26 protein-coding genes and 1 pseudogene are annotated in these 21,730 nt (G+C 46.7%); all 27 read left to right on the top strand.

Annotated elements, in window-relative coordinates:
* Positions 1-122 precede the first annotated feature (122 nt).
* Positions 123-722 carry a class I SAM-dependent methyltransferase gene (locus ABD014_RS01185; protein ID WP_343856458.1) on the top strand — a complete coding sequence of 200 codons (600 nt, stop codon included), beginning with the start codon at positions 123-125 and terminating at the stop codon, positions 720-722.
* A gap of 390 nt (positions 723-1,112) precedes the next feature.
* Positions 1,113-4,658 carry a DNA-directed RNA polymerase subunit beta gene (rpoB, locus tag ABD014_RS01180; protein ID WP_343856456.1) on the top strand — a complete coding sequence of 1,182 codons (3,546 nt, stop codon included), beginning with the start codon at positions 1,113-1,115 and terminating at the stop codon, positions 4,656-4,658.
* Positions 4,659-4,714: 56 nt separating this feature from the next.
* Positions 4,715-8,329, top strand: coding sequence for a DNA-directed RNA polymerase subunit beta' (rpoC, locus tag ABD014_RS01175; protein WP_343856453.1), 3,615 nt, complete (start codon positions 4,715-4,717; stop codon positions 8,327-8,329).
* A gap of 213 nt (positions 8,330-8,542) precedes the next feature.
* Positions 8,543-8,794: a ribosomal L7Ae/L30e/S12e/Gadd45 family protein gene (locus ABD014_RS01170; protein ID WP_120463627.1), complete on the top strand. Its 252-nt coding sequence runs from the start codon at positions 8,543-8,545 to the stop codon at positions 8,792-8,794.
* Positions 8,795-8,935: 141 nt separating this feature from the next.
* The gene (rpsL, locus tag ABD014_RS01165) at positions 8,936-9,355 is read left to right on the top strand and encodes a 30S ribosomal protein S12 (protein WP_068779097.1); all 420 of its coding nucleotides are present in this window, start codon (positions 8,936-8,938) and stop codon (positions 9,353-9,355) included.
* A 46-nt stretch (positions 9,356-9,401) separates the two neighbouring features.
* The gene (rpsG, locus tag ABD014_RS01160) at positions 9,402-9,872 is read left to right on the top strand and encodes a 30S ribosomal protein S7 (protein WP_343856447.1); all 471 of its coding nucleotides are present in this window, start codon (positions 9,402-9,404) and stop codon (positions 9,870-9,872) included.
* Between the two features lie 48 nt (positions 9,873-9,920).
* Positions 9,921-12,002, top strand: a complete 2,082-nt coding sequence (fusA, locus tag ABD014_RS01155; RefSeq protein ID WP_343856444.1) for an elongation factor G — start codon at positions 9,921-9,923, stop codon at positions 12,000-12,002.
* Between the two features lie 100 nt (positions 12,003-12,102).
* Positions 12,103-13,293, top strand: a complete 1,191-nt coding sequence (gene tuf / locus ABD014_RS01150; RefSeq protein WP_251417995.1) for an elongation factor Tu — start codon at positions 12,103-12,105, stop codon at positions 13,291-13,293.
* Between the two features lie 70 nt (positions 13,294-13,363).
* Positions 13,364-13,555: a protoglobin domain-containing protein gene (locus ABD014_RS24790; protein ID WP_425542041.1), complete on the top strand. Its 192-nt coding sequence runs from the start codon at positions 13,364-13,366 to the stop codon at positions 13,553-13,555.
* A 12-nt stretch (positions 13,556-13,567) separates the two neighbouring features.
* A pseudogene (locus ABD014_RS24785) lies at positions 13,568-13,729 on the top strand (methyl-accepting chemotaxis protein); the annotation flags it as partial.
* A gap of 224 nt (positions 13,730-13,953) precedes the next feature.
* The gene (gene rpsJ / locus ABD014_RS01140) at positions 13,954-14,262 is read left to right on the top strand and encodes a 30S ribosomal protein S10 (RefSeq protein ID WP_006676490.1); all 309 of its coding nucleotides are present in this window, start codon (positions 13,954-13,956) and stop codon (positions 14,260-14,262) included.
* A gap of 44 nt (positions 14,263-14,306) precedes the next feature.
* A complete protein-coding gene (gene rplC, locus ABD014_RS01135) occupies positions 14,307-14,930 on the top strand; it encodes a 50S ribosomal protein L3 (RefSeq protein ID WP_343856440.1) in 624 nt (207 codons plus the stop codon).
* Between the two features lie 25 nt (positions 14,931-14,955).
* Positions 14,956-15,579 carry a 50S ribosomal protein L4 gene (gene rplD / locus ABD014_RS01130; RefSeq protein ID WP_343856438.1) on the top strand — a complete coding sequence of 208 codons (624 nt, stop codon included), beginning with the start codon at positions 14,956-14,958 and terminating at the stop codon, positions 15,577-15,579.
* Positions 15,579-15,869, top strand: a complete 291-nt coding sequence (gene rplW / locus ABD014_RS01125; protein ID WP_127003000.1) for a 50S ribosomal protein L23 — start codon at positions 15,579-15,581, stop codon at positions 15,867-15,869. Before rplD ends, rplW begins: the two co-directional genes overlap by 1 nt.
* 28 nt (positions 15,870-15,897) lie before the next feature.
* Entirely contained in the window at positions 15,898-16,728 is an 831-nt protein-coding gene (rplB, locus tag ABD014_RS01120) for a 50S ribosomal protein L2 (protein WP_343856436.1), read from the top strand.
* A 72-nt stretch (positions 16,729-16,800) separates the two neighbouring features.
* Positions 16,801-17,079, top strand: coding sequence for a 30S ribosomal protein S19 (rpsS, locus tag ABD014_RS01115; protein ID WP_343856433.1), 279 nt, complete (start codon positions 16,801-16,803; stop codon positions 17,077-17,079).
* Between the two features lie 36 nt (positions 17,080-17,115).
* Positions 17,116-17,448, top strand: coding sequence for a 50S ribosomal protein L22 (gene rplV / locus ABD014_RS01110; protein WP_127002996.1), 333 nt, complete (start codon positions 17,116-17,118; stop codon positions 17,446-17,448).
* A 13-nt stretch (positions 17,449-17,461) separates the two neighbouring features.
* Positions 17,462-18,130: a 30S ribosomal protein S3 gene (gene rpsC, locus ABD014_RS01105; RefSeq protein ID WP_068779107.1), complete on the top strand. Its 669-nt coding sequence runs from the start codon at positions 17,462-17,464 to the stop codon at positions 18,128-18,130.
* Between the two features lie 2 nt (positions 18,131-18,132).
* Complete coding sequence (gene rplP / locus ABD014_RS01100; RefSeq protein WP_120463617.1) at positions 18,133-18,567, top strand: 50S ribosomal protein L16; 435 nt, start codon at positions 18,133-18,135, stop codon at positions 18,565-18,567.
* Positions 18,557-18,754 carry a 50S ribosomal protein L29 gene (gene rpmC, locus ABD014_RS01095; RefSeq protein WP_068779108.1) on the top strand — a complete coding sequence of 66 codons (198 nt, stop codon included), beginning with the start codon at positions 18,557-18,559 and terminating at the stop codon, positions 18,752-18,754. The genes rplP and rpmC overlap by 11 nt, the downstream gene beginning before the upstream one ends.
* A 50-nt stretch (positions 18,755-18,804) precedes the next feature.
* Positions 18,805-19,068, top strand: coding sequence for a 30S ribosomal protein S17 (gene rpsQ / locus ABD014_RS01090; RefSeq protein ID WP_068779109.1), 264 nt, complete (start codon positions 18,805-18,807; stop codon positions 19,066-19,068).
* Between the two features lie 36 nt (positions 19,069-19,104).
* Positions 19,105-19,476, top strand: coding sequence for a 50S ribosomal protein L14 (gene rplN, locus ABD014_RS01085; RefSeq protein ID WP_251418002.1), 372 nt, complete (start codon positions 19,105-19,107; stop codon positions 19,474-19,476).
* 56 nt (positions 19,477-19,532) lie between these two features.
* Positions 19,533-19,886: a 50S ribosomal protein L24 gene (gene rplX / locus ABD014_RS01080; RefSeq protein WP_127002990.1), complete on the top strand. Its 354-nt coding sequence runs from the start codon at positions 19,533-19,535 to the stop codon at positions 19,884-19,886.
* Positions 19,887-19,918: 32 nt separating this feature from the next.
* Complete coding sequence (rplE, locus tag ABD014_RS01075) at positions 19,919-20,461, top strand: 50S ribosomal protein L5 (protein WP_343856421.1); 543 nt, start codon at positions 19,919-19,921, stop codon at positions 20,459-20,461.
* Between the two features lie 46 nt (positions 20,462-20,507).
* Complete coding sequence (locus ABD014_RS01070; RefSeq protein ID WP_010348808.1) at positions 20,508-20,693, top strand: type Z 30S ribosomal protein S14; 186 nt, start codon at positions 20,508-20,510, stop codon at positions 20,691-20,693.
* A gap of 30 nt (positions 20,694-20,723) precedes the next feature.
* Complete coding sequence (gene rpsH / locus ABD014_RS01065; protein WP_068779112.1) at positions 20,724-21,122, top strand: 30S ribosomal protein S8; 399 nt, start codon at positions 20,724-20,726, stop codon at positions 21,120-21,122.
* Between the two features lie 30 nt (positions 21,123-21,152).
* A complete protein-coding gene (gene rplF, locus ABD014_RS01060; RefSeq protein WP_179016228.1) occupies positions 21,153-21,695 on the top strand; it encodes a 50S ribosomal protein L6 in 543 nt (180 codons plus the stop codon).
* Positions 21,696-21,730 lie beyond the last annotated feature (35 nt).

The raw sequence follows: 21,730 nt of genomic DNA, 5'->3' as shown, positions 1-21,730 counted from the left end.
AAAATGTAGGGCTGGGTATGAGAGTAGAGAAGAAGTACGTTGAATTTGCAGTATTTTGGCTAAACTAGGAAGAAGATGCCCTAGAAAACGTAAGGAAATGACGTTACGGAGGAACTGTTAGAATGTCTGATCATTACTATACCAGTCGTCCTACTACAGCGCATGCCCGGAGAAATTGGGAAGCGGAACTGCACGGTTATAAGCTGCGCTTTGTTAGTGATGCCGGTGTATTTGCCAAAGGGGGCGTCGATTACGGCAGCCGTACTTTGATCGAAGCAATGGAGATTCCGGCAAGCGCAGAAGTGCTGGATGTGGGATGTGGATATGGCCCGATTGGGCTGACGGCAGCGAAGCTGGCTAGTCAAGGTCATGTTACGATGATAGATGTAAATGGCCGGGCGGTGGAATTGGCGCGTGAAAATGCGCAAAATAACAAAGTCGATAATGTCACGATTCTAGAGAGTGATTTGTTCGCTGCTTTGGATTCAACTGCAAAGTTCGATGTCGTGCTGACGAATCCGCCGATCCGTGCTGGAAAAGAAGTGGTACATGCTATTTTTGAAGGGGCTTATGAGCGGCTTCGTTCAGGAGGATCTTTATGGATCGTCATTCAGAAGAAGCAAGGCGCACCTTCAGCGAAGCAGAAGCTGGAATCATTGTTCACCCAGGTCGAGGAAGTTACGAAGGATAAAGGCTACCGGATTTATCGGGCGATCAAATAAGAGATTCAGCTTAATCCCATCGTCTATGATATTAACGGCATAAAAAAGTCGAAAATAATGTTTGACTTGGCATTTTCATTGTGGTATTATTATAAAATGTCAGTATTAGAATGCTCTTTATGTCTTTAGTTTACTGAAATGTCAAGAGTTTTTTACGAAGACAATGCATAAAACCGCATAGTTCTACGTATATTATGTACATTTTGGGTAAATCTACTGATACGGAGCCATTAGGACAGTGATGACACAGATAATGACGCTCTTTTTTCGAAAATGTTCGATAAGGGCTTTTCTTTATTTGTGAATGAATCCGTTAGAACCTATTATAAGGGTACAAACACGGGTTCGCAATGATTTTTAAAGTGAGTAGACATAAGGGGTGAGTATAAGTTGGCAGGACATCTTGTTCAATATGGTCGACGCACTCGGCGAAGTTATGCACGAATTAACGAGGTACTCGAAGTTCCAAACCTGATTGAAATCCAACAGAAATCCTATGAGTGGTTCCTTGAAGAAGGACTGCGGGAAATGTTCCAGGACATCTCTCCAATTCAGGATTTCACGGGTAATTTGGTGCTGGAATTTATCGATTATAGTCTCGGCGAACCGAAGTATACGGTAGATGATGCAAAGGAACGCGATGTAACATATGCAGCGCCGCTTCGGGTCAAAGTCCGGCTCATTAATAAGGAAACGGGCGAAGTCAAAGAGCAGGAAGTATTCATGGGAGATTTCCCGCTGATGACGGAAACCGGTACGTTCATTATTAATGGTGCGGAACGGGTAATTGTCAGCCAGTTGGTTCGCTCTCCTAGCGTCTATTTCAGTACTAAAGTAGATAAGAACGGCAAAAAAGCCTATACCGCTACAGTAATCCCGAACCGCGGCGCATGGCTGGAGCTGGAGACGGATGCGAAGGACATCGTCTATGTCCGGATTGACCGTACTCGTAAAATTCCAGTAACCGTACTGCTTCGTGCTCTTGGATTTGGTACGGACGCCGAGATTCTCGATTTGCTAGGTAATGATGAATATATTCGCAACACACTCGATAAGGATAACACCGACTCTACGGAGAAGGCCCTGATCGAGATTTACGAGCGTCTTCGTCCGGGGGAACCGCCTACGCTAGACAATGCGAAGAGCTTGCTAGTGGCACGTTTCTTCGATCCAAAACGTTACGATCTGGCCAACGTAGGCCGTTACAAAATCAATAAGAAGCTGCATATCAAGAACCGTCTGTTCAATCATCGTCTTGCTGAGTCTTTGATTGATACTTCGACGGGTGAGATTATTGCTGAAGCGGGTCAAATGGTAGATCGCCGCTTGCTTGATGAAATTCTGACCTATCTCGAGAACGGTGTAGGTTTCAAGGATTATCATGTAGCTAATGGTGTTCTTGATGCAGATGATGTTCCTCTGCAGGTCATCGAGGTATTCTCACCGATCGAGGATGGCAAGGTTGTCAAAGTAATTGCTAACCGCAACATCGATAAATCGGTGAAACACATTACTCCAGCGGATATTATCTCGTCGATCAGCTACTTCTTGAACTTGCTTCATGGTATCGGCAGCACGGATGATATTGACCATCTCGGTAACCGTAGACTTCGTTCGGTAGGAGAACTGTTACAGAACCAGTTCCGTATCGGTTTGTCCCGGATGGAACGCGTTGTGCGCGAGAGAATGTCGATTCAGGATGCGAACTTGATCACGCCGCAGGCTCTGATTAATATTCGTCCGGTAATTGCTTCGATTAAGGAGTTCTTCGGAAGCTCCCAGTTGTCGCAATTTATGGATCAGACGAACCCGCTTGCAGAGTTGACGCATAAGCGTCGTCTGTCAGCACTCGGCCCAGGCGGTCTGACACGGGAACGTGCCGGCATGGAAGTGCGTGACGTTCACCACTCTCACTATGGCCGGATGTGTCCAATCGAGACCCCAGAGGGTCCGAACATTGGTCTGATTAACTCCCTGTCTACCTTCGCCCGTATTAACGAGTACGGCTTCATTGAAGCTCCGTATCGTTGGGTTGATCCGAAGACAGGAGAAGTTACAGAACAGATCTCTTATCTGACTGCAGATGAAGAGGATAACTATGTTATTGCTCAGGCCAACGCAGAGCTTACGGAAGATAACAGATTCAAAGACGAAAATGTTATCGTTCGTTACAATAAACAATCCGATAACATCTTGACGATGCCAAGTGAGCGGGTTGACTATATGGACATCTCTCCAAAACAGGTTGTATCCGTCGCTACGGCGTTGATTCCGTTCCTGGAGAACGATGACTCGAACCGTGCGCTGATGGGTTCGAACATGCAGCGGCAGGCCGTTCCACTTCTGATTCCTAAGGCACCGCTTGTTGGTACTGGTATGGAGCATAAGTCGGCAAAAGACTCCGGTGTATGTATCGTGTCCAAATATGACGGAATTATTGAACGCTCGGCAGCAAATGAGATCTGGCTGCGCCGCGTTGAGATGGTGGATGGCAAGGAAGTCAAAGGCGACCTTGTTAAACATAAATTACACAAATTTATGCGCTCGAACCAAGGAACATGCATCAATCAGCGTCCAATTGTGAAGCGCGGCGATGTTATCAAGAAAGGCGATATCCTTGCTGACGGTCCTTCAACAGAGATGGGCGAATTGGCGCTTGGACGCAACGTAGTCGTTGCCTTCATGACTTGGGAAGGTTACAACTATGAGGATGCGATTCTCCTTAGCGAGAAGCTTGTCAAAGAAGATGTCTACACTTCAATTCATATTGAAGAATATGAGTCCGAGGCTCGTGATACGAAGCTGGGACCAGAAGAGATTACACGTGATATTCCGAACGTCGGTGAAGAAGCGCTCCGCAATTTGGATGAGCGTGGTATTATCCGCGTAGGTGCCGAGATCGGCGCAGGCGATATCCTCGTTGGTAAAGTTACTCCGAAGGGTGTAACTGAGCTGACTGCGGAAGAACGTTTGCTGCATGCAATCTTCGGTGAGAAGGCTCGCGAAGTTCGCGATACTTCACTTCGTGTACCTCACGGTACTGATGGTATCGTTGTAGACGTGAAAGTATTTACTCGTGAGAACGGTGATGAGCTTCCACCAGGAGTAAATCAGCTCGTTCGTGTATATATTGCCCAAAAACGTAAAATTTCCGAGGGTGACAAGATGGCAGGACGCCATGGTAATAAGGGTGTCGTAGCTCGTATCTTGCCAGAGGAAGATATGCCGTTCATGCCGGATGGCACGCCTGTACAGGTTGTTCTTAACCCGCTCGGCGTTCCTTCACGGATGAACATCGGTCAGGTGCTTGAAGTGCATCTGGGTATGGCTGCTCTCCAACTCGGTATTCACGTTGCTACTCCAGTATTTGACGGCGCCAATGAGTATGACGTCTTCGATACGATGGAAGAAGCGGGAATGCAGCGCAATGGTAAGACGATCTTGTATGACGGACGTACAGGTGAAGAATTCGAACGTGAAGTTACTGTTGGCGTCATGCATATGATCAAGCTGGCGCACATGGTTGACGATAAGATCCATGCCCGCTCAACAGGTCCTTACTCGCTCGTTACGCAGCAGCCGCTTGGCGGTAAAGCTCAATTCGGTGGACAACGCTTCGGTGAGATGGAAGTGTGGGCGCTGGAAGCTTACGGTGCAGCGTATACGTTGCAGGAAATCCTGACTGTCAAATCCGATGACGTGGTCGGCCGGGTGAAGACTTACGAGTCTATCGTCAAAGGCGAGAACGTCCCTGAACCTGGTGTGCCAGAATCGTTCAAAGTCTTGATCAAGGAGCTTCAAAGCTTGGGTATGGATGTTAAGATCCTGTCCGGAGATGAGCAAGAGATCGAGATGAAGGAACTTGATGATGAAGATGATGCAACAGGGGATAAACTGAGCCTTAACCTGGAAGGCGCTGAAGTCGGAGTAGAATAAAGTTTTTGGCGGCTTGCCGTCAAATGGTGATAAACCTTGTTAAGGAGGGATGCTCCTTGTTGGATGTCAACAACTTCGAGTATATGAAAATCGGGCTTGCTTCCCCAGAGAAAATTCGTTCTTGGTCCCGCGGTGAAGTTAAAAAACCTGAAACAATTAACTATCGGACATTAAAACCGGAGAAGGAAGGGCTCTTCTGCGAGAAGATCTTCGGCCCAACCAAGGACTGGGAATGTCATTGCGGTAAATATAAAAGAGTTCGTTACAAAGGCGTTGTCTGCGATCGCTGCGGCGTTGAAGTAACGAGAGCGAAGGTTCGTCGCGAGCGGATGGGTCATATTGAACTGGCCGCTCCGGTGTCCCATATTTGGTATTTCAAAGGGATTCCAAGTCGTATGGGCTTGGCACTCGATATGTCGCCACGCTCTCTCGAAGAGATCATTTATTTTGCATCCTATGTTGTTACCGATCCAGGGGAAACTCCACTGGAGAAAAAGCAACTGTTGTCCGAGAAAGAATACCGTAGCTACCGTGAGAAGTATGGCTACGGATTCCAAGCCGGCATGGGTGCGGAAGCAGTTAAGGAATTGCTTCAGGATCTTGATATCGAGAAGGAAATGGACTTCCTCAAAGAAGAATTGCGTACAGCCCAAGGGCAGCGTCGTAACCGGGCGATCAAACGTCTTGAGGTTATCGAAGCATTCCGCAACTCCGGCAACAAGCCGGAATGGATGATTCTTGACGTGCTTCCGGTCATTCCACCGGAGCTTCGCCCAATGGTTCAACTCGATGGCGGCCGCTTTGCCACATCGGACTTGAACGATCTATATCGCCGTGTTATTAACCGTAACAACCGTCTGAAGCGTCTGCTTGATCTTGGCGCTCCTGATATCATCGTTCAGAACGAGAAGCGGATGCTGCAGGAAGCAGTTGACGCCCTGATCGACAACGGCCGCCGCGGCCGTCCAGTAACCGGACCGGGTAACCGTCCGCTGAAATCCTTGAGCCATATGCTCAAAGGTAAACAGGGGCGTTTCCGTCAGAACCTGCTCGGTAAACGGGTTGACTATTCCGGTCGTTCCGTTATCGTCGTAGGACCTTATCTGAAGATGTATCAGTGTGGTCTGCCGAAGGAAATGGCGCTTGAGTTGTTCAAGCCATTCGTCATGAAAGAGCTGGTTAACAAAGGCCTGGCTCATAATATCAAGAGTGCAAAACGTAAAGTAGAACGCGTTAGCCCAGAAGTTTGGGATGTACTCGAAGAAGTCATTAAGGAACATCCGGTTCTGCTTAACCGCGCACCTACGCTTCACCGTCTCGGTATTCAAGCTTTTGAGCCGATCCTTGTTGAAGGACGCGCCATTCGTCTTCACCCGCTCGTATGTACGGCATATAATGCCGACTTTGACGGTGACCAAATGGCCGTGCACGTACCATTGTCCGCAGAAGCTCAAGCGGAAGCCCGGATTCTGATGCTTGCATCGGGCAACATCTTGAACCCGAAAGATGGTAAGCCAGTTGTAACTCCTTCACAGGATATGGTTCTCGGCTCCTACTATCTGACGATGGATAACAATGAAGCCAAAGGTACAGGGATGCTTCTGTCTTCTGTAAATGAGGCGGTCTCGGCATATCAACGTGGTACGGCTTCCCTGCACGCACGTGTGGCGATTCCAGCTAGAGCGCTGAACAAGACTTCATTCACTGAGGCACAACAGAATGCATTGCTGGTTACGACGGTAGGTAAGATTATCTTCAATGAGATCTTCCCAGCCAGCTTCCCATACATCAACGAAGCGACTCGTACCAATCTGCTTGAGGGAACTCCAGATCATTACTTCATCCATGAGAAGGGCGCGAATGTTCAAGAGCGCATCATGGGCGAGAAGCTGATGAGTGGGGTAGGTAAGGAATATCTGGGCGAAATTATCGGCCGTTGCTTTGAAATTTATCAAACGACGGAAACTTCGGTGATTCTCGACAGAATCAAGCAAACCGGCTTTACGTATTCGACGCGCGCAGGTGTTAGTATCGCGGTTGCCGACGTTGTCGTGCCTGATGCGAAGCAGGACATCATGCGTGAGTCTGAAGATAAAGTACAAGTTATTACCAATCAATATCGCCGCGGCTTGATTACCGATGAAGAACGGTATGACCGCGTTATCGATATCTGGTCGAAGGCCAAAGACCAAATTACCGATGTCCTGATGAAATCCATGGATCGCTTCAATTCGATCATGCTCATGGTTGACTCTAAGGCGCGGGGTAACAAGTCGCAGATCACCCAGCTCGGTGGTATGCGGGGTCTCATGGCTACGCCATCCGGCCGAATTTATGAGCTGCCAATCAAAGCGAACTTCCGTGAAGGTCTGACAGTCTTGGAGTACTTTATCTCCACACACGGTGCGCGTAAAGGTCTGGCCGATACCGCGCTTCGTACTGCTGACTCAGGTTACCTGACACGCCGTCTCGTTGACGTTGCGCAGGACGTAATCGTTCGCGAGGATGATTGCGGAACCGACAAAGGGATCACGGTTAGCCGGATTGAAGACGGTAAGGAAATTATCGAGAACCTGTATGACCGTATTGAGGGACGTTACTCCTTCGAGACGATCAAGCATCCGGAGACCGGTGAGATTATCGTTCATCGCAATGAGTTGATCGATAGCGATAAGGCAAATGCGATTGTAAATGCAGGCGTTATGAAGCTGCAGATCCGTTCGGTGCTTAGCTGCCGTGCTCGCCATGGCGTATGTAAGAAGTGCTATGGCCGCAACCTGGCTACTGGCAAACATGTTGAGATTGGTGAAGCAGTTGGTATTATCGCCGCTCAATCCATTGGTGAACCAGGGACTCAGCTTACAATGCGTACGTTCCATACCGGCGGTGTTGCCGGTGACGATATTACGCAAGGTTTGCCGCGTATTCAGGAGCTGTTCGAAGCCCGGAATCCGAAAGGGCAAGCTACGATCAGTGAGATTGATGGTGTCGTGAAGGAGATTCGCGAGGCCAAAGATCGTCGTGAGATCGAAGTTGAAGGCGAAGCAGAAACCAAGACCTACTCGGTTACTTACGGTTCCCGTCTGCGCGTAAGCGAAGGCCAGCATATTGAAGCTGGGGATGAACTGACCGACGGTTCGATTGACCCGAAAGAGATTCTGCGTATCAAAGGTATTCGCGGCGTACAGAACTACATTCTGCAGGAAGTACAGCGCGTATATCGTAACCAGGGCGTAGAAATCAACGATAAACACATTGAAGTTATGGTTAGACAGATGCTTCGTAAGATCCGTATTGTCGATTCCGGCGATACTACGCTCTTGCCAGGCTCGTTCGTCGACCTGCATGAATATGAGAAAGCCAACAAAGAAGCGATTCTTTCAGGTCAAGAGCCTGCCGTGGCCAAGCCAGTATTGCTGGGTATCACCAAGGCATCGCTTGAGACAGATTCCTTCTTGTCGGCAGCATCCTTCCAGGAGACAACTCGCGTCCTCACTGATGCGGCAATCAAAGGCAAAGTGGATAAACTGCTCGGCCTGAAAGAGAATGTCATCATCGGTAAGCTGATTCCGGCAGGTACTGGTATGAACCAGTATCGCAATGTTCAATTCGATGAGCCGGAAGGCAACGAGGCGACTGAGGAGAATCTGGAGACTGTATCTGTAGAGTAACTAACTTAACAGCGTGATCCGGGCGGTATAGTACCGTTCGGATCACGATTTATGTTCAGAAGAGAACTGTTTATCTGTGTTGTATCTGTGTTCTTACAGTCACTGTTTGGCTGGAAAAAATAGTGATAGAAATTGCTTGACATCGCGTAACGAGAATGATAATATATCGTAGTGCGTGAGTACGGAATTCCCTGTACTTTGGAGGACGATGATATGTCTTACGATAAAGGATTACAGGACGCTCATGTTAAAATCGGCACCAAGCAAACGATGCGTATCGTCGAGCTTGGACGAGCCGAGGAAGTATATGTAGCTGAAGATGCAGATCCACGTTTGAAATCGAAGATCATCGCATTATGCAATCAGCATGCGGTTAAGGTCACTTTAGTGGACACGATGCATAATCTCGGCAAAGCCTGCGGGATTGAAGTTGGTGCAGCGATGGCTGCGGTTGTAAAACCATAGTTTGATAGGAATGTTTTTGCTGAAGGGATTCCTTAACGGCAAAAACTTTTCATTTGTTCTTTTATGAACCGCCTGGGTCTGTGGGCTTAACAAAAGGTTTGTAAAGAATGTTAAAGAATCGAGGAAGGGGGTGGCAACAACATGCCAACAATTAACCAATTAGTCCGTAAAGGACGTCAAGACAAGGTGTACAAATCTAAATCGCCAGCATTGCAAAGAGGTTATAACGCTCTTAAACGTGAAGCTACCGATCTTAGTTCCCCACAAAAACGTGGTGTTTGTACTCGTGTAGGTACGATGACTCCGAAGAAACCGAACTCCGCACTTCGTAAATATGCCCGTGTTCGTTTGACGAACCGTGTTGAGGTGACGGCTTACATTCCAGGGATCGGTCACAACCTGCAAGAACACAGCGTTGTTTTGATTCGTGGTGGACGGGTAAAAGACCTTCCGGGGGTACGTTACCACATCGTGCGCGGTGCGCTTGATACCGCTGGTGTTAACAACCGGATGCAAGCTCGTTCCAAGTATGGTGCTAAACGTCCAAAAGCTAAGAAATAATATTTTTCGAAAATAGGTTTGGACTAATAATGAAAGGGGGATAACTATGCCACGCAAAGGTCCAGTTACAAAAAGAGACGTATTGCCGGATCCGGTGTATAACAGCAAACTTGTTACTCGCCTGATCAACCGCATTATGATCGACGGTAAGCGCGGCGTTGCACAAAGCATTCTGTACAATTCGTTCAACATCATTCAAGAACGTACGGGCAATGACCCAATGGAAGTGTTTGAAGCAGCGCTTAAAAATATTATGCCAGTCTTGGAAGTTAAAGCTCGTCGTGTAGGTGGTGCTAACTACCAAGTGCCGATCGAGGTTAAACCGGAAAGACGTACTTCCTTGGGATTACGTTGGCTCGTAAACTACTCCCGCAACCGCGGCGAGAAGACTATGGAAGAGCGTTTGGCAGCAGAGATTATCGATGCTTCCAATAACACGGGTGCTTCCGTTAAGAAACGCGAAGACACGCATAAAATGGCTGAAGCGAACAAAGCGTTCGCACACTATCGTTGGTAGGATTCAGCAACTAATAATAAACTTCTATTTTGAAGGGAGAAAAATTGCATGGCAAGAGAGTTCTCCTTGAAAAATACACGTAACATCGGGATCATGGCGCATATTGACGCCGGTAAAACTACCACGACGGAACGTATCTTGTTCTACACCGGTATTAACCATAAGATTGGGGAGACTCACGAAGGCTCCGCGACGATGGACTGGATGGAGCAGGAACAAGAGCGCGGAATTACGATTACGTCCGCTGCTACGACCGCTTCTTGGAAAGGTCACCGCGTAAATATCATCGATACCCCGGGACACGTTGACTTCACAGTAGAAGTTGAACGTTCCCTGCGTGTATTGGACGGGGCAGTAGGCGTGTTCAGTGCGAAGGAAGGCGTAGAGCCTCAGTCTGAAACTGTATGGAGACAGGCTGACAAATATAGCGTTCCTCGTATCGCTTATGTCAATAAAATGGATATCATCGGCGCAGATTATCTTAACGTAGTTAACGATATGCGCGAGCGTTTGCAAGCAAATGCAGTAGCTATCCAATTGCCTATCGGAGCCGAGAATGATTTCGTCGGTATTATCGACTTGATCGCTCAAAAGGCTTACATGTACAAAGATGACTTAGGTCAAAATATCGAGGAAACTGAAATTCCTGCTGATTATGCAGCAAAAGTTGAAGAACTTCGTGCAGAATTGGTAGAGAAGGTTGCAGAACTTGATGAAGAATTGACTATGAAATACCTTGAAGGTGAAGAAATCACTATCGAAGAACTGAAAGCAGCTCTTCGTAAAGGTGTAGTAGAAGTTAAGATCTTCCCAGTTGTGTGCGGTTCCTCTTATCGTAACAAAGGCATCCAGCTTATGCTTGATGCAGTCGTAGACTTCTTGCCTGCGCCAATCGATGTGCCAAGCATTCAAGGCCACTTGGATGACGGTACTGAGGTTGAACGTCATTCTTCTGACGAAGAGCCGTTCTCAGCGCTTGCATTCAAGATTATGACAGACCCTTACGTTGGTAAACTTACGTTCTTCCGTGTATACTCCGGTATTTTGCAATCCGGTTCGTATGTACTGAACGCAACGAAGAACAAGCGCGAACGTATCGGACGTATCCTGCAAATGCATGCTAACAGCCGTAAAGAGATCAGCGAAGTATACGCTGGTGATATCGCAGCAGCTGTTGGTTTGAAAGACACAGGAACTGGTGATACACTGTGTGATGAGAAGTCTCCAGTAATTCTGGAATCGATGAACTTCCCTGATCCGGTTATCGAAATTGCTGTTGAACCTAAGACAAAAGCGGACCAAGACAAGATGAGCGTTGCCCTTGGTAAATTGACTGAGGAAGACCCTACCCTTCGTGCTCATACAGACGAAGAGACAGGTCAGACGATCTTGGCTGGTATGGGTGAGCTTCACCTCGATATCATCATCGAGCGTATGCGCCGTGAGTTCAAGGTAGAGACCAACGTGGGTAAACCACAGGTTGCTTACCGTGAGACATTCAAGGTTCCTGCGCGCGTTGAAGGTAAATTCGTTCGCCAATCCGGTGGTCGTGGTCAATACGGTCACGTATGGGTTGAGTTCGAACCGCTTGAAGCAGGTTCAGGCAACCAATTCGAGAGCAAGATTGTCGGTGGTTCGGTTCCTAGAGAATACATCGCACCTGCTCAACAAGGTATCGAAGAAGCAATGAAGAACGGTGTTCTCGCTGGTTTCCCTGTAGTGGACGTGAAGGCTACAATCGTTGACGGTTCGTACCATGACGTTGACTCCAGTGAAATGGCGTTTAAGATCGCTGGATCCATGGCGCTTAAGGCTGCTAAGGAAAAAGCACAACCGGTTCTGCTTGAGCCAATCATGAAGGTTGAAGTTACTGTTCCGGAAGAGTACATGGGTGATGTTATGGGTATGCTTAACTCTCGTCGTGGCCGTATCGAAGGTATGGACTCACGTGGTGGCGCTCAAATCATCCGCGCGAAAGTGCCTCTTTCCGAAATGTTCGGTTACTCCACAACTCTTCGTTCCGGTACGCAAGGACGCGGCGTGTTCTCGATGGAATTGTCTCACTATGAAGAAGTTCCACGTAACATCTCCGAAGAGATCGTATCGAAGCATAAAGGTTCTGCAGAGTAATCATTGTATTTGCTAGCCGGGAGTAGATGACCTGAATTAAGGATTTGCTCCCAGGTTAGTCCAACATATTAATCTTATTTTTAAGGAGGAAATGTTTAAAATGGCAAAGGCTAAATACGAACGTACAAAACCGCATGTTAACATCGGTACAATTGGTCACGTTGACCATGGTAAAACTACTCTGACTGCAGCAATCACAACTGTATTGTCCAAAACTTACGGCGGTGCTGCTATGTCATTTGATCAAATCGACAAGGCTCCAGAAGAGCGCGAGCGCGGTATCACGATCTCAACTTCCCACGTGGAATATGAGACTCCTAACCGTCACTACGCACACGTTGACTGCCCAGGGCACGCCGACTATGTTAAAAACATGATCACTGGTGCTGCACAAATGGACGGAGCGATCCTGGTTGTATCCGCAGCTGACGGCCCAATGCCGCAAACTCGCGAACACATCCTGTTGTCCCGTAACGTAGGCGTTCCTTACATCGTTGTATTCTTGAACAAATGCGACATGGTTGAAGACGCTGAACTTCTTGAATTGGTTGAAATGGAAGTTCGCGACTTGCTGAACGAATACGAATTCCCTGGCGATGACACTCCAATCATCCAAGGTTCGGCTCGTGAAGCTCTTATGAACCCAGAAGGTGACTGGGCTAAGAAAATCGTTGAGATGTTCGAAATCATCGACGAGTACATTCCGCTTCCAGAGCGTCCAGTTGACAAGCCATTCCTTATGCCTGTCGAGGACGTATTCTCCATCACTGGCCGTGGTACAGTTGCTACAGGCCGTGTAGAGCGTGGTACTGTTAAAGTCGGCGACGAAATTGAAATCGTTGGTATCAAGGAAGAAACTAAGAAATCCGTCGTAACTGGCGTAGAAATGTTCCGTAAATTGCTTGATTCCGCTGAAGCAGGCGACAACATCGGTGCATTGCTCCGTGGTGTTGACCGTAACCAAATCGAGCGCGGTCAAGTATTGGCTAAACCAGCTTCCGTTAATCCGCATACTGAGTTTTCCGCTCAAGTATACGTATTGACTAAAGAAGAAGGCGGACGTCATAAACCTTTCTTCACAGGTTACCGTCCACAATTCTATTTCCGTACAACTGACGTAACAGGTGTTATCAGCCTGCCAGAAGGTACTGAAATGGTTATGCCTGGCGACAACATCGAAGTTGCCGTTGCCCTGATCTCCCCAATCGCGATTGAAGAAGGAACTCGCTTCTCCATCCGTGAAGGTGGACGTACTGTTGGATCCGGCGCTGTTGTATCCATCAGCAAATAATTTAAGCTCACGCTTCTTAGAGACTCGTTCCTTATGGAACGAGTCTTTTTGCACTGTACGGTTCGGTTGAATTAAAGCAAAATATTATTCTTTCCGTCGACCGATAGATAAGCTTAAGGAGATCATAGAGCAACATAGTACGATCGAACGACTTAAACAGACGTTGGAGGGGCATTTGCTTGAGATGTTCAACGGTGAAATCGGTCAGGAATTCATCATAAAACGGCTGGCAATTGCAAAGGTTCATAAGCGGGTTGGGTAATTCAGCACTTGGCTGATTTTGCTCACGGCTATTGAAGCGGCGAGAGCCGGTGAACATGGGCTGGGATTGACCGTGGTAGCGCAGGAGGTCAGGAAGCTTCAAACATCTCGTCTATATAATAGAAGAAATCGGTTCAGCCATGTCTCAGGTCGCCAGATCAGCAGAGCAATTGAACGCGGCAGCCTCAGAATTATAAGATTCAGAATTATAAGATAAATATATTAAATTTTGCTTGCAATGAGCACAGCTTTTCTATATAATAATGAATGTTGTTCTGTGACGTTGCGATGATGTGGGAGGTTACTGACACACCCGGCCCCTTTGCCATGGGTTGGCAGTTAGAAAATTTCCACGGAGTATGTCCGATCTCAAATTGGGCGATAGAAGGAGGGAATGAAATGGCAAAGCAAAAAATTCGTATTCGTTTGAAAGCTTACGACCACAGAATTCTTGATCAATCCGCAGAGAAAATCGTTGAAACGGCAAAACGTTCGGGTGCTGGTGTATCTGGACCGATTCCGCTTCCAACTGAGAAACAAGTGATTACTATTCTCCGTGCGGTACACAAGTACAAGGATTCTCGGGAACAATTCGAAATGCGTACTCATAAGCGTTTGATCGATATTGTGAACCCGACTCCACAAACTGTGGATGCCTTGATGCGCTTGGACCTGCCGTCCGGTGTAGATATCGAGATTAAATTGTAATATCCATTAATGAATGGAAACGAAAGAGGAAAAGAGGTGTCAACATGAAAGGTATCTTAGGGAAAAAGCTCGGAATGACTCAAGTATTTACCCCAGAAGGTAATGTCATTCCTGTAACAGTTATTGAAGCAAGCTCTAACGTAGTTCTGCAAAAGAAAGACGTAGAGAACGATGGCTATGAAGCGATCCAACTTGGTTACTCCGATAAGAAAGAAAGTAGAGTAACTAAGCCGGAAGCTGGCCATGCGAAAAAGGCAAATACAACGCCTAAGCGCTACGTTCGCGAAGTTCGCGGTGTTGACTTGGCAGGATATGAAGTTGGCCAGGAGGTCAAGGTTGATATTTTTGCTGAGGGCGAATTTGTTGACGTAACAGGTGTTTCGAAGGGTAAAGGTTTCCAAGGCGTAATCAAGCGTTGGGGACAAAGCCGCGGACCTATGTCTCACGGTTCCCGTTACCATCGTAGACCTGGTTCCATGGGTTCCATCCAAGCGAACCGTGTTCCTAAAGGCAAACGTCTTCCAGGACATATGGGTAGCGACACTGTAACGATTCAAAACCTTGAAATCGTAAGAGTTGATGCAGAACGTAACGTACTGCTCGTTAAAGGTTCGATCCCAGGTCCTAAAAATAGTTTCGTAAAAGTTAAAGAAACCATCAAAAAATAATTAACTGAGAAAGGAGGAACAGAAAATGCCAAAAGTAGCACTTTTTAATATTAGCGGTAGCCAAGTTGGTGAAGTAGAATTGAACGATGCGGTATTCGGTATCGAACCGAACACTCATGTGCTTCATGAAGCTGTTGTTATGCAACGTGCTTCCCTTCGCTTTGGTACCCATAAAGTAAAAGGACGCTCCGAAGTTCGCGGCGGTGGTCGTAAACCTTGGAAGCAAAAAGGAACAGGACGTGCCCGTCAAGGTTCGATCCGTTCGCCACAATGGGTTGGTGGCGGTATTGTATTTGGACCGACTCCACGCAGTTATTCTTACAGACTGCCGAAGAAAGTTCGTCGTCTGGCGATCAAATCGGCTTTGTCTGCTAAAGTGATCGATCAGGACATTATCGTACTTGATGCATTGAGCTTGAACGCACCTAAGACCAAAGAATTTGCTGCAATCCTGAACAATCTGAAGGTTGATCGTAAGGCGCTTGTTGTAGCTCCTAGCTATGACGACAATGTAGCACTTTCCGCTCGTAACATTCCTGGTGTTAAGTTCGTAGCAGCTGACGGCATTAATGTTCTTGACGTGCTCGCGCACGACAAACTGATCATTACGAAGGAAGCAGTTCAGAAGGTAGAGGAGGTGCTCGCGTAATGAAGGATCCTCGTGATATTATTAAGCGTCCGTTAATCACAGAACGTACTGCTGATTACATGAACGAGCTTAAATATGTGTTCGAAGTTGACATTCGTGCTAACAAGACCGAAATTAAAAAAGCGGTTGAAGAGATCTTCAAAGTTAAAGTGAGCAATGTGAATACTCTGCGTGTTCCTGGCAAGCCAAAACGTTATGGACGTCATTTCGGTTATACTCCGGAATGGAAGAAAGCGTTCGTGACTTTGACTCCGGACAGCAAACCGCTCGAATTCTTTGAATCGGTATAAAATTGTCTAAAGTAAGGAGGGAAATCTAGTGCCTATCAAAAAGTATAAACCGACATCTCCGGCAAGACGTGGAATGTCCGTATCGACATTCGAAGAAATCACTACAGATACTCCGGAGAAATCCTTGCTTGCGCCGCTGAGCAAAACAGCTGGCCGCAACAACCAAGGTAAAATCACTGTGCGTCACCATGGCGGTGGACACAAACGTAAATATCGTATCATCGACTTCAAACGGAACAAAGATGGAATTCCAGGCCGCGTTGCTACTATCGAGTACGACCCGAACCGGACTTCTAACATCGCTTTGATCCACTATGCTGACGGTGAAAAACGCTACATTATTGCTCCACAAGGGCTTAAAGTGGGCGACGTTATCGAGTCTGGCGTAGGTTCCGACATCAAAATCGGTAATGCACTTCCACTCGAGAACATCCCGGTGGGTACAGTTATCCACAACATTGAGTTGAAACCAGGTAAAGGCGGACAACTCGTTCGTGCTGCTGGTACTGAAGCTCAATTGCTCGGTAAAGAAGAAAAATACGTAACAGTTCGTCTTTCTTCTGGCGAAATGCGTAAAATTCTCAAGGTTTGCCGCGCTACAATCGGTTCTGTAGGTAATGCAGACCATGAATTGATCAAGATCGGTAAAGCTGGTCGTAATCGCTGGAAAGGACAACGTCCTGAAGTTCGCGGTGTTGTTATGAACCCTAACGATCACCCTCACGGTGGTGGTGAAGGTCGTGCTCCGATCGGCCGTAAATCGCCATTGTCTCCTTGGGGCAAACCAACTCTTGGTTACAAAACGCGTAAAAAAGGCAAAGCATCTGACAAGTATATCGTTCGTGGCCGCACGAAGTAATCCGCGCCTCGCGGATCACTTCACGGCAGTGAATTATAGTTCTAAACAAGCAGTATGAAGGGAGGATATTAAATGAGCCGTAGTCTTAAAAAAGGACCTTTTATTGACGGATATATGTTGAAAAAGGTGGAAGAAGCGAACGCATCGAACAAGAAAGTGGTTATTAAAACTTGGTCGCGCCGTTCGACGATTTTCCCACAATTCATCGGCCATACTTTTGGTGTATACGACGGACGTAAGCACGTACCGGTATACGTAACAGAGGACATGGTAGGACATAAACTTGGTGAATTTGCTCCAACCCGTACCTACAAAGGTCATACGGATGACGACAAGAAAACGAGACGCTAAACGATAAGTTCTTCGTTTGAGAGGAGGTAACAACACATGGAAGCTAAAGCACATGTAAAGTCTGTTCGCATTGCTCCCCGCAAAGCTCAACTCGTAGTTGACTTGATCCGTGGTAAGCAAGTTGGCGAAGCGATCGCAATTCTCCGCCATACTCCAAAGGGCGCATCCCCGATCGTGGAGAAGCTTCTGAATTCGGCGATTGCTAATGCTGAACACAACTATTCTATGGATGTAAATAAATTGGTTATTACGCAAGCTTACGTAAACCAAGGTCCGACAATGAAACGTTTCCGCCCTCGTGCAATGGGACGTGCTAGCCGGATCAACAAACGCACAAGCCACATTACTTTGGTGGTATCCGAAAAATAAGGAGGGAAAACGTGTGGGCCAAAAGGTAAATCCGGTCGGATTACGAGTAGGGATTATCCGTGATTGGGAATCCAAATGGTATGCAGGCAAAGATTTCGGTGATCTCTTGCTTGAAGACGTTAAAATTCGTGAACACCTGAAGAATAAATTGAAAGACTCCGCAGTATCTCGCATCGAAATCGAGAGAGCGGCTAATCGTGTGAACGTGACGATCCACACTGCGAAACCAGGTATGGTTATCGGTAAAGGTGGTTCGGAAGTTGAAAATCTGCGTAACGAAATTACTAAGATCGCAGGCGGCAAGAAGGTTCACATCAATATTTCTGAAATTAAACACCCTGATCTTGACGCAATTCTCGTTGCTGAGAGCATCGCACAACAATTGGAACGTCGTGTTTCTTTCCGTCGTGCTTTGAAGCAAGCAATCCAAAGAACTATGCGTTCAGGAGCGAAAGGGATTAAGACAGCAGTCAGCGGTCGTCTCGGCGGTGCTGAAATTGCTCGTACAGAGGGCTACAGTGAAGGAACTGTTCCACTTCATACGCTCCGCGCCGACATCGATTACGGTACGGCAGAAGCACATACGACTTATGGACGTATTGGCGTGAAAGTATGGATCTATCGTGGAGAGGTTCTTCCTACGGCTAAGAAACAACCAGCTGCTCAGGAAGGAGGCAACTAATCATGTTGGTACCAAAACGTGTAAAACACCGCAAGCAACAACGCGGTAGTCTGAGAGGTCAAGCAAAAGGCGGCACTGAATTGAACTTCGGTGAATACGGCCTGCAAGCTCTTGAGCCAACTTGGATTACAAACCGTCAAATTGAAGCAGCGCGTATTGCAATGACGCGTTACATCAAACGGGGCGGTAAAGTATGGATCAAAATTTTCCCTGACAAGCCGATTACTCAAAAGCCTCTTGAAGTTCGGATGGGTAGCGGTAAAGGTAACGTAGAAAAATGGGTTGCAGTTGTGAAACCTGGTAAGATCATGTTTGAACTTGCCGGTGTATCGGAGGAAGTTGCTCGTGAAGCTATGCGTCTTGCCGCTCACAAACTGCCAATCAAGACTAAGTTTGTGAAACGTGAAGAATTGGGTGGTGAAGCAAATGAAAGCTAATGAACTTCGCAACTTAACCACTGCTGAGATTGAACAAAAAGTTGCAGGATTTAAAGAAGAACTCTTTAACCTCCGTTTTCAATTGGCTACTGGCCAGCTTGATAACCCGACTCGGATCCGTGATGTGCGTAAGGAAATAGCTCGTGCTAAAACCGTATTACGTCAAAGAGAACTTGGGATTAGCTAATATTGCGCCTGGCTCGGACCAAGCGCGAATGTTCAGGAAGGAGGCTAACCATGAGCGAACGTAACGCCCGTAAAGTGCAAATTGGTAAAGTCGTAAGCGACAAAATGGATAAGACCATTGTTGTAGCAGTAGAAACCTACAAGAAGCATGATCTTTATCATAAACGTATGAAATATACGAAGAAATTTAAAGCGCATGATGAAAATAACACAGCTAAAATCGGTGATACTGTTAAAATTGCTGAAACACGCCCGTTGTCTAAAGACAAGCGCTGGAGACTCGTTGAAGTTGTTGAAAAAGCAATTGTTATTTAATAGCACCGTAGTTTTGATCGAAGGGAGGATATAACGATGATTCAACCATTTACACGTTTGCATGTTGCTGATAACTCTGGCGCGAAGGAACTGATGTGTATTCGCGTTTTGGGTGGTACTGGTCGTTCACGCACAGCACAAATTGGCGATTTGATCGTTTGTTCTGTGAAACAAGCAACACCAGGCGGCGTTGTCAAAAAGGGTGATGTAGTCAGAGCGGTTGTTGTTCGTACAAAACGTTCCGTACGTCGTAAAGACGGTTCTTACATCGCATTTGATGAGAACGCAGCGGTAGTTGTTAAAGAAGACAAGAGCCCACGTGGTACTCGTATTTTCGGACCAGTTGCCCGCGAACTTCGCGATAAAGACTTCATGAAAATCGTTTCCTTGGCTCCGGAAGTTATCTAATAAAGATGGCGTATCCTATGGTACGTTAAGCTGTGCGAAACAGGAGGTGTAAATAGATGCCTAGATTGAAAAAGATTCTGGAATCCCATAACAATAAGCTTCATGTTAAGAAGGACGACACGGTTATCGTGATCTCCGGTAAAGACAAAGGCAAAAAAGGCCGCGTCATCGCCGCTTATCCTCGTGAGAACCGCGTTCTTGTGGAAGGCGTGAACATGGTGAAGAAACACCAAAAGCCTAGCCAGTTGAATCCACAAGGCGGCATTATCGAGAAGGAAGCTCCGATTCATGTATCGAACGTAATGCACGTTGATCCTAAGAGCGGAAAAGTAACTCGTATCGGTTACAAAGTATTGGACAACGGCAAGAAGGTTCGTGTAGCTAAAAAATCCGGTGAAGTAATCGACTAATCCAGGAACTTAAGAAAGGAGGTCCATGATTCATGGCAGTTAGATTGAAAGAACGCTATTTGAACGAAGTAACACCTGCTTTGATTCAAAAATTCAACTACTCTACAGTGATGCAAGTACCGAAAATCGAGAAAGTAGTTATTAACATGGGTGTTGGTGACGCTGTTGCTAACTCGAAGGTGCTTGATTCTGCTGTTAATGATATGCAACTTATCGCTGGTCAAAAACCAGTAATCACTCGCGCTAAGAAATCCATCGCTGGTTTCAAACTTCGCGAGAACATGCCAATCGGTGTGAAGGTAACTCTTCGCGGCGAGCGTATGTACTATTTCCTCGACAAATTGTTCAATGTAACGCTTCCACGCGTTCGTGACTTCCACGGCGTATCGAACAAAGCGTTCGATGGACGCGGTAACTACACACTTGGTCTTAAGGAACAATTGATCTTCCCAGAGATCGAGTATGACAAAGTTGATAAAGTACGTGGTATGGATATCGTTATCGTTACGACAGCTAAAACGGACGAAGAGTCCCGCGAGCTGCTTACAGGGCTCGGAATGCCATTTGTTAAATAATAAATGGCATATCAGCTCCGAAATTATTTAGGAGGTGTCAGGTTTAGTGGCAAAAACTTCAATGAAAGTTAAACAGCAACGTGCGCCAAAATTCAAAGTGCGGGCTTATACTCGCTGCGAACGTTGTGGTCGTCCACATTCTGTATTGCAAAAGTTTAAAATCTGCAGAATTTGCTTCCGCGAATTAGCATATAAAGGCCAGATCCCTGGCGTTAAGAAGGCAAGCTGGTAAACCATCAACAACGGGAAGGAGGTTTCATGAATGAACATTTCAGATCCAATTGCAGATATGCTTACACGTATTCGTAATGCGAACACAGTTCGTCACGAAACGGTGGAAATGCCTGCATCCACGATCAAGAAACAAATCGCTGAGATCTTGAAACGCGAAGGTTTCATCCGTGATGCGGAGTATATCGATGATAATAAACAAGGGATCATTCGTGTTTTCTTGAAATACGGATCCAATAACGAGCGCGTTATTACTGGTTTGAAAAGAATCAGTAAACCAGGTCTTCGCGTATATACGAAGAGTAACGAAGTTCCGCGTGTTCTCGGCGGCTTGGGTATCGCGATTATCTCTACTTCCAAGGGAGTTATGACCGATAAGGAAGCTCGTCAAGCGAAAGCCGGCGGAGAAGTTCTCTGCTACGTTTGGTAATTAACGTCACAAAACAAGGAGGTGCAGCAAATGTCACGTATTGGTCGCAAACCAATTACAGTACCTAGTGGTGTGGATGTCACACTTAACAATAGCGTCATTACAGTGAAGGGCCCTAAAGGCACTTTGACTCGTGAGATTCATAAGGACATTAAGGTAACGGTTGAAGACAACCAAATCCTCGTAGAACGTCCTTCTGATAATAAATTGCATCGTTCCCTGCACGGTACTACTCGCAGTGTAGTGAGCAACATGGTGAGCGGGGTAACTGAAGGTTATTCCAAGACTCTTGAACTAGTTGGTGTCGGATACCGCGCAAGCAAATCCGGCGAGAAACTGGTACTCAACGTGGGTTACTCCCATCCGGTAGAAATCACTCCGGAAGCAGGCATCGAATTTGAAGTCCCTGCCAACACAAAGATCATCGTTAAAGGGATCAACAAAGAACGCGTAGGCGAATATGCTGCGAAAGTTCGTGCTGTACGTGCACCTGAGCCTTACAAAGGTAAAGGTATCAAGTATGAAGGCGAACGTATTATTCGCAAAGAAGGTAAAGCTGGTAAGAAGAAATAATGTTTCTTCTTATTATGCTTGCCTGAAGGCAGCAT

The organism is Paenibacillus motobuensis, from assembly GCF_039521865.1.
Classification (GTDB): domain Bacteria; phylum Bacillota; class Bacilli; order Paenibacillales; family Paenibacillaceae; genus Fontibacillus; species Fontibacillus motobuensis.
This window is presented reverse-complemented; position numbering and strand designations above follow the sequence as displayed.

Bases quoted from the DNA above. Each gene is read 5' to 3' on its own strand.
- ABD014_RS01185 (WP_343856458.1), top strand. From the start codon at position 123: ATGTCTGATCATTACTATACCAGTCGTCCTACTACAGCGCATGCCCGG.
- ABD014_RS01170 (WP_120463627.1), top strand. From the start codon at position 8,543: ATGTCTTACGATAAAGGATTACAGGACGCTCATGTTAAAATCGGCACC.
- rpsL (WP_068779097.1), top strand. From the start codon at position 8,936: ATGCCAACAATTAACCAATTAGTCCGTAAAGGACGTCAAGACAAGGTG.
- rpsG (WP_343856447.1), top strand. From the start codon at position 9,402: ATGCCACGCAAAGGTCCAGTTACAAAAAGAGACGTATTGCCGGATCCG.
- fusA (WP_343856444.1), top strand. From the start codon at position 9,921: ATGGCAAGAGAGTTCTCCTTGAAAAATACACGTAACATCGGGATCATG.
- tuf (WP_251417995.1), top strand. From the start codon at position 12,103: ATGGCAAAGGCTAAATACGAACGTACAAAACCGCATGTTAACATCGGT.
- rpsJ (WP_006676490.1), top strand. From the start codon at position 13,954: ATGGCAAAGCAAAAAATTCGTATTCGTTTGAAAGCTTACGACCACAGA.
- rplC (WP_343856440.1), top strand. From the start codon at position 14,307: ATGAAAGGTATCTTAGGGAAAAAGCTCGGAATGACTCAAGTATTTACC.
- rplD (WP_343856438.1), top strand. From the start codon at position 14,956: ATGCCAAAAGTAGCACTTTTTAATATTAGCGGTAGCCAAGTTGGTGAA.
- rplW (WP_127003000.1), top strand. From the start codon at position 15,579: ATGAAGGATCCTCGTGATATTATTAAGCGTCCGTTAATCACAGAACGT.
- rpsS (WP_343856433.1), top strand. From the start codon at position 16,801: ATGAGCCGTAGTCTTAAAAAAGGACCTTTTATTGACGGATATATGTTG.
- rplV (WP_127002996.1), top strand. From the start codon at position 17,116: ATGGAAGCTAAAGCACATGTAAAGTCTGTTCGCATTGCTCCCCGCAAA.
- rplP (WP_120463617.1), top strand. From the start codon at position 18,133: ATGTTGGTACCAAAACGTGTAAAACACCGCAAGCAACAACGCGGTAGT.
- rpmC (WP_068779108.1), top strand. From the start codon at position 18,557: ATGAAAGCTAATGAACTTCGCAACTTAACCACTGCTGAGATTGAACAA.
- rpsQ (WP_068779109.1), top strand. From the start codon at position 18,805: ATGAGCGAACGTAACGCCCGTAAAGTGCAAATTGGTAAAGTCGTAAGC.
- rplN (WP_251418002.1), top strand. From the start codon at position 19,105: ATGATTCAACCATTTACACGTTTGCATGTTGCTGATAACTCTGGCGCG.
- rplX (WP_127002990.1), top strand. From the start codon at position 19,533: ATGCCTAGATTGAAAAAGATTCTGGAATCCCATAACAATAAGCTTCAT.
- rplE (WP_343856421.1), top strand. From the start codon at position 19,919: ATGGCAGTTAGATTGAAAGAACGCTATTTGAACGAAGTAACACCTGCT.
- rpsH (WP_068779112.1), top strand. From the start codon at position 20,724: ATGAACATTTCAGATCCAATTGCAGATATGCTTACACGTATTCGTAAT.
- rplF (WP_179016228.1), top strand. From the start codon at position 21,153: ATGTCACGTATTGGTCGCAAACCAATTACAGTACCTAGTGGTGTGGAT.